This is a genomic window from Stagnihabitans sp. (genome assembly GCF_964946895.1).
Map to the genome: position 1 here is coordinate 130,799 of NZ_CBBQHX010000011.1, position 6,370 is coordinate 137,168.

Genomic DNA, 6,370 nt, shown 5'->3' on the forward strand with positions numbered 1-6,370 from the left:
CTCATGGCCGGGGCAGCGTGACGATGCCGCGTTTAAGGCACCATCCGACCACGACCACACAGGTCACGACCAGACCCGCTATAGCGGCCAGCAACCCATGCGTCGGACCCAGACTGGCGCGGGCCCCCGCGCTAAGGATCAGACCCAGAAAGCACAGGCTCGAAAGCGCGGCAGCGGGCAGCAGGGCCTTTACCGCCGCGCCGGTCGATATCTTCAGGGACGGGAAGATCACGGCAATCGACAGAAGGGCCGATACGGCCGACATCACGACATGCGCCCACGCGGCCTGCGGTGCGCCGAACCGGCCGAATGTTGCCAGTGCCAGAAGGAAGGCGGCCAGCGCCGCTCCCCGGACCCACATTTGCGTATTGCCCTTGCCTTGACAGACCATCGAAGGCTCCAGCAGCACCGACAGGAACCCGACACCGCGCGACAGGCACAGGATGACGATGACAGGTGCGGCAGGAAGCCAGGACTTGTCGAACAGGAACACCACAAGGTCCTTGGCCAGAACGGCAAAGGCCACCAGAATCGGCCACAGCAGCAAGGCGCCAAAGCCCATGTTCTCCAGCCAGACCGGGCCCAGTTCACTGTGCCGCCCGGCCTTCTCGACCTGCGACATCCGGGACCAAGCGATTGTGTTCATCGGCTGGAACAGAAGATCCGCCGCCGTTTGCGAGACGCGGGCACCGCCGCGATAGGCCCCAACGGCTGCGGTGTTCATGAAACCGCCAAGGATCAGATCGGCGCCGTAATTGGCCGACATCGCCATCGCTGAAGTGCCCCAAAGTGGCAAGGCGGTCAGTCTCAGCCGACCCAGAGCCGCCCGGGTGAAATGCAGGGACGGCAGGGTACGGTTGGCCACAAGGGCCACACCGCAGTCAACCACAAGGGCCGCATAACGCCCGTAGACCAAGGCGAAAAGGCCAAACCCCGATTTCAGGCCCAGCCATGTCACCACCAGTGCCATGCTTTCCGAGGCCATGCCATAGACACTGACCAACCGAACTTGTCGGTCACGGATCAGGTGCAGCTCGTTCCAGGCAACAAGGGCACGCAGGGCGGGAATGGGCGCAAGCGACAGGAAGACGGTGGCCATCGTGGCATCCGACCCGTTCAGAATCAGCCCCACCACGGCCATCACAACTGTCCCGCCCGCGCCAATGGCTGCCATCGACCAGAAACCGGTGTGGCGATCGGCATCGAAGTCAAGACTGCGCAGCAGCGCCTGATAAAAGCCCGTGTAGACCAGACTGACAAAGATCACGCAGGTCGCCCAACCCAGCGTGTAGGTGCCGAAACCGGACATGTCGATGTAGCGGGCGGCGATCATGATCTGGGCAAAAGCGATGACCTGCACCGCCATGCGCGACCCAACACCAATCACGAAGGGCGACAGCAACACCGATCCGACGCGCCGCAGCGCGGCCATGGGCCGGGTGCCAACCGACAGGCCTTTCTTCGCCCCTGACCGCCCCCGCAACACTTTGACTAAGACTTCCATTCGCTGCCCATCAATTCGGTGGCCCTTCATGTTCATCGGACCCGCTGTCGTCCTAACGGCACCGCGTGGGGGAAGTGGGGCAAAACAAGGACAAAAAGGTGCCAGTCCCGTGTTGCGCTTTGGTATCAGTCTGTTCGGTGCAGAAGGTAGCCACGGCTGACGCTGCGTCCCAATTCCGGATGGGTGTCGATGACATGTCCCAGACACGGGATCTCCCATCGGTCGGCGATGCGATATCCGGCCTCGGCCAACTGCGCTTCAAAGACGGTCAGACTGCGGATCTGGTACGGCACGCGCGCAGGACCGATCCGCTCCAGCGTGGTGACCGAGGGCCCGTCCCGCGTTGCCACCTTGTTCAACAGGATGTGGCGCGGTGGCAGGGTCAGCCGTCGCAAGAAATCCGGAAACGGAATGTCGAGGTATTGCAGCAGCCCCGAGGCCAAGAGCAGATCGGCGGGTGGGGCAAGGGCCAGATCATCAATGAAGCCCACCTCGGGCGGCACCTCGCCAAGCTTTTGCGCGGCGCGGGCGGCACGCACCGTCTCGGGCAGATCATAGACGGTCCACGCCACCTCGCTCAGGCGAAGGTGGCTGCGGAAAGCGATGTACTTGGTGCCAAAGTGACCGCCAGCATCAAGGATCCGCAATCCGGGGGCAAGCAGTCGGTCCAGCCAGAACATCACCGGATAATCCCAGACCCGGATCTCGCTCATCACCTGAAAATTCACCGGTGCCACATCCGCGTGGTCATAGGTGGCAATCCAGCGGCGCGGCACGGCCGCCAGTGCCGCCTCCCGATCCCGGAAGGCCCCCAGCATCGCCGGCTGTCGCGGGCCATACCTTTTCAACCGCGCAACACCCGATGCAGCAGGCGCCAGAAGATGGCGCCGCACCCCCGCCTCAAGCGCCTTGAGGTGGGATTTGGCCGCCTGCCCCAGACCGGCAGAGAAGGGCGTGGTTTTGGTGCGAGTCGTCATTTGCGACGTCTTGCCAAGGGAACGTGGCTTTTTTGGGGATGTGGTTGGCGCTGCGCGGCAGCGTCAGGCAGGTTCGGGCCACCACAAGTCACAGCCAGCCAACCACGGTATAAGTGGCAATCCCGACATATTCCTTCACCGCACGGTTCAGATAATACAGGTTCAGCGCCAAATCCCAAGTTTCCCCCCGCCCACCGGGCGGCGTCGTGAAATCGACAGGCCAGGGGATCAGCCCCGTCCAGCCCGCGCGTTCAAAAGCGGCCATAGCCCGCGGCATATGCGAGGCGCTGGTGACCAGAAGCCAGCGCTCTCCGGCTTTGGGTTTGGCAAGCGCCAAAGAGAATTCAGCGTTTCCGACCGTGTTGCGCGACTGCTCCTCCAGGATCAACCGCGATGGGTTGACGCCAAGTTCGGTCAACAGGGCTGCCATGACCTCGGCTTCAGACGGAACATCGCCGCCGATCGGACCCAGCGTCGCACCTCCGCCAGACAGGACCACCCGCGCGGACGGAAAGCGCAGGGCCAGCACCGCGCCTTCTGTCACACGCTCGGCCTGATCGTTCAGATGCACTTGGCCGGTGGCCTTCCACTTCTCCGCCTCAACCGCACCGCCCAGAATCACGATGCCGTCCGGCGGCCCGGCAAGAGGTGGGTTGACAGGGTAGCGTGCTTCCAGCGGATCAATCACCCAGTCGCCGACCGGAGCCATGGTCAACGTCACCAAAGCCGCCAGCACAAGCATCGTACAGGCTGTAGCCACCCGGTGATATCCGCGCCACCGCGCGATCAGAGCCACGATCAGCCCGATGATCAGCCAAGTCTCGCCAGCGATCGCCTGCTCGACAAGCTTCGAGATCACGAAGAAGATCGCCGACGTCATCGCGCCTTCACTTTCGATGGACGTGCCCGCCATCCGGGCTTGCCGTCCGGGCGGCGCTTTCAGATCAAACCATAGCTTGGACAGTGCCTTGGTACCATGTCCGGCACTGGAACAGATTGTTTCCAAGCCGGCACCGCAGCCAGCGCCAGACGCGCCGGATCGCCCGCCCCCCCCGGTGCAACTGGATCTTTCACCCTTCCGGCACTGCGCCGGGCCCTGCCGGTTGTTCACAGACTTGCCCGGCGGCTTGCCGTCGTGCGCCTCTCAACGCCCCGGCCTTTGCGAAACGATCGGCCTTCAGACCTCGGCGCTTGGCAGAAAGCGGAAGGATGATCTGGGCAGGATCACATCGGCCAGGGTCACCTGATCAAAGGCCGACAGAAATGCCATGATCGCCTTGCGTCCCACCGCGGGAAGGCGGCACGGGCCGACAATCGGACAGGCCTTGCCATCCTGAAAGCATTCAAACACCCCGAAATCGGTTTCAGTCACCCGCAGCACGGCACCTAGGTTTATCTCTTCGGGCTTGCGCGCCAGCAGATAGCCACCCGATCGCCCCTTGATGCCCCGCAGGAAACCAGCGCGCGTCAACTTCAGGACAACCTTTTTCAGATGCCCATGCGAGATCCCGAAGGTCTCGGCGGTTTCTTCGATGGTCAGACGGTCCTCACCCCGGGCGGCGGCGATCATCAGCACGCGCAGGGCATAATCGCTGAACTTGGTCAGGTGCATCGGGGGAACTTTCTTTGGCGAAGCGCTGTCACATACTCGTCTCCAGAAGGTCGCACGGACATGATCAGAATCAAGGGGGCACGTGTTCTTCGCACGCCGAATGCCATAAAAAGGATATTTCATTAGACCTGAATCAAAGGCAGGCGCATTCCGGTCAGGCATAGGAGGATCATGATGGATTCCCTTCGCCCCCTGTTGAGCCGAACGCTGTTGGGCCTTATGGCCGCAGTGATCCTGTCGCTGCCCGGATTTGCAGACACAGTTCTATCCAAATTCCTCCCGACGGTTCAGGCGGCGGACCTTGTCTCCGGGGCGGATGCCTTCGGGCCAATCCGCAGCGATCTGGCTGTGGCACCAGTGCTGAAGGGCGGCCGGCAGATCGGCTGGGTCTTCCTGACCTCTGACTTCGTGGGCACCACCGGATATTCCGGCAAACCGATCCACACGATGGTGGCCGTCGACAAAGATGCCAAGATCACCGGGGTCAAGCTGGTGAAGCACTCGGAACCCATTGTTCTGATTGGTATCCCGGATGCGAAGGTCAAAGCGCTGGCGGCCAGCTATGTGGGCATGGATCTGGTAGCGATGGCCAAGTCTGGCGGCAAGCACGACATGAACATCATCTCTGGCGCCACGGTCACGGTCATGGTGCTGGACGACTCCATCCTGCGGTAGGGATCAAAGTGGCTCGGGCCCTGGGCCTTGGTGGTCTTTCGCCCGAAGTTGTCGCAGGGCCCACCGTGGAACTCGACCCCGCCGCGACCGCCCCTGCCGACTGGATGGCGATGGAGGGCGACGGCACCCTGCGCCGCCTGTCGCTGGACGTGGGTCAGGTCAACGCCGCCTTTGCCGCCCTGAATGACCCACGTGCAACGGCCAAACCCGAGGCCGCGCCGCCGGACTCGATCTTTACTGAGATGCAGGTCGCCTTGGTTTCCGTCCCCGCCATCGGTCAGGCACTGCTGAGCGCGCAGGATCAGACCAACCTGACGACATGGCTGCAGCCCGGCGATCAGGCCTTGATGATCGTGGGCAAGGGAATCTTTTCCTTCAAAGGTTCGGGCTATGTGCGGGGCGGCATCTTTGACCGGATCGTATTGGTGCAGGATGATGTGTCGGTCCGCTTCCATGACCATGATCACAAGCGGCTGGGATCGATTGCGGCCAAGGGTGCGCCGGATTTCACTGAAACGGACCTGTTCCGCATCCCCGCCGCCTCGGGCTTTGATCCCACCAAGCCGTTCCGCATTCAGCTTTTGGTGCAACGTCAGGTGGCGGCGGTCGAGAAGGACTTCCTGACCTTCGACCTCGCTTACCAACTGCCGCCGCATTACCTGCGCGCCATCGCGGCCCCGGTTTCCGCTGCCGCCACTTCAAGTGACACTTCCACAACGTCGGATGAATCCGCCGCTCAAACCGCCCTGTGGCAGAAGATCTGGCTCGACAAAAAGGTCGAGATTGCGGGCCTTGCTGCCATGCTGACCGTGCTGACGCTTGTGTTCTTCTTCCAAAGCCTGGCCACCCGCAACGCTCGCGTCTTCTTCTGGTTCCGGATGGGCTTTCTGACGGTCACGCTGGTCTTCCTCGGCTGGTATGCTGATGCTCAATTGTCGGTCGTGAACCTGATGGCGCTGTTTGGCGCGCTGTTGACAGGCTTCAGCTGGCAGGCCTTCCTTCTGGACCCGCTGACCTTCATCCTGTGGTTCTCACTAGCCGCCGCCCTGCTGCTCTGGGGTCGTGGCGCCTATTGCGGCTGGCTTTGCCCGCTCGGGGCTGCTCTGGCGATCCCGGCACGCCTGCGGATGTTCGACTGGCTCAAGCGCTATCACGAATGCGGCTCGCCCTGTCAGACCTGCGCCAATGATTGCCCGGTGCAGGCCATCCACCCGACCGGAGAGATCAACCCGAATGAATGTGTGAACTGCCTGAATTGTCAGGTGCTTTACCAAAGCAAAACCAAATGCCCGGTCGTCATCCGCCAAGTCAAACGGCGTGACGCAGTGGGCACGACTGGGCCAGCCCTCAGGATGCCCGGCGATCTGATCAACCATCCGAACGTGAAAGGACCGAAACATGTCTGACGATAAGAAGCCCGGAATCAGCCGGCGGGGATTGTTTGGAGCAACCGCTGGCGGGGCTGCCCTGCTGGGCGGACTGGGCGGATCGCGTCTGGCCATGCTGGCCGGGGCAGCAGGTATCACCGCAGCCTCCACCACGGCAGCACGCGCCGAAGGCAAGTCGTTTGAGGTCGCTCCGGGCGAGTTGGACGAATACTAC

Annotated in this window: 4 protein-coding genes and 2 pseudogenes; 2 read left to right on the top strand and 4 right to left on the bottom strand. The window is 62.5% G+C overall.

The genetic code is table 11. The features are described from left to right. Position 1: 1 nt before the first annotated feature. From AC1Y2B_RS09630 to AC1Y2B_RS09645, 4 genes are all read right to left on the bottom strand, one after another. Entirely contained in the window at positions 2–1,504 is a 1,503-nt protein-coding gene (locus AC1Y2B_RS09630) for an oligosaccharide flippase family protein (RefSeq protein ID WP_482252868.1), read from the bottom strand. A gap of 125 nt (positions 1,505–1,629) precedes the next feature. After that, positions 1,630–2,481 (bottom strand): methyltransferase, TIGR04325 family, encoded by an 852-nt coding sequence (locus tag AC1Y2B_RS09635; protein ID WP_482252869.1) that lies wholly within the window; start codon positions 2,479–2,481, stop codon positions 1,630–1,632. Positions 2,482–2,569: 88 nt separating this feature from the next. Continuing rightward, on the bottom strand, positions 2,570–3,394 hold the full coding sequence (locus AC1Y2B_RS09640) for a YdcF family protein (RefSeq protein ID WP_482252870.1): 825 nt from the start codon (positions 3,392–3,394) through the stop codon (positions 2,570–2,572). Positions 3,395–3,658: 264 nt separating this feature from the next. Further along, positions 3,659–4,093 carry an RrF2 family transcriptional regulator gene (locus AC1Y2B_RS09645; protein WP_482252871.1) on the bottom strand — a complete coding sequence of 145 codons (435 nt, stop codon included), beginning with the start codon at positions 4,091–4,093 and terminating at the stop codon, positions 3,659–3,661. 171 nt (positions 4,094–4,264) lie between these two features. Here AC1Y2B_RS09645 and AC1Y2B_RS09650 point away from each other — a divergent pair. Both AC1Y2B_RS09650 and AC1Y2B_RS09655 read left to right on the top strand, forming a co-directional pair. Next, a pseudogene (locus AC1Y2B_RS09650) lies at positions 4,265–6,174 on the top strand (4Fe-4S binding protein). Then, positions 6,167–6,370, top strand: a pseudogene (locus tag AC1Y2B_RS09655) (TAT-dependent nitrous-oxide reductase); the annotation flags it as partial. The pseudogenes AC1Y2B_RS09650 and AC1Y2B_RS09655, both read left to right, overlap by 8 nt.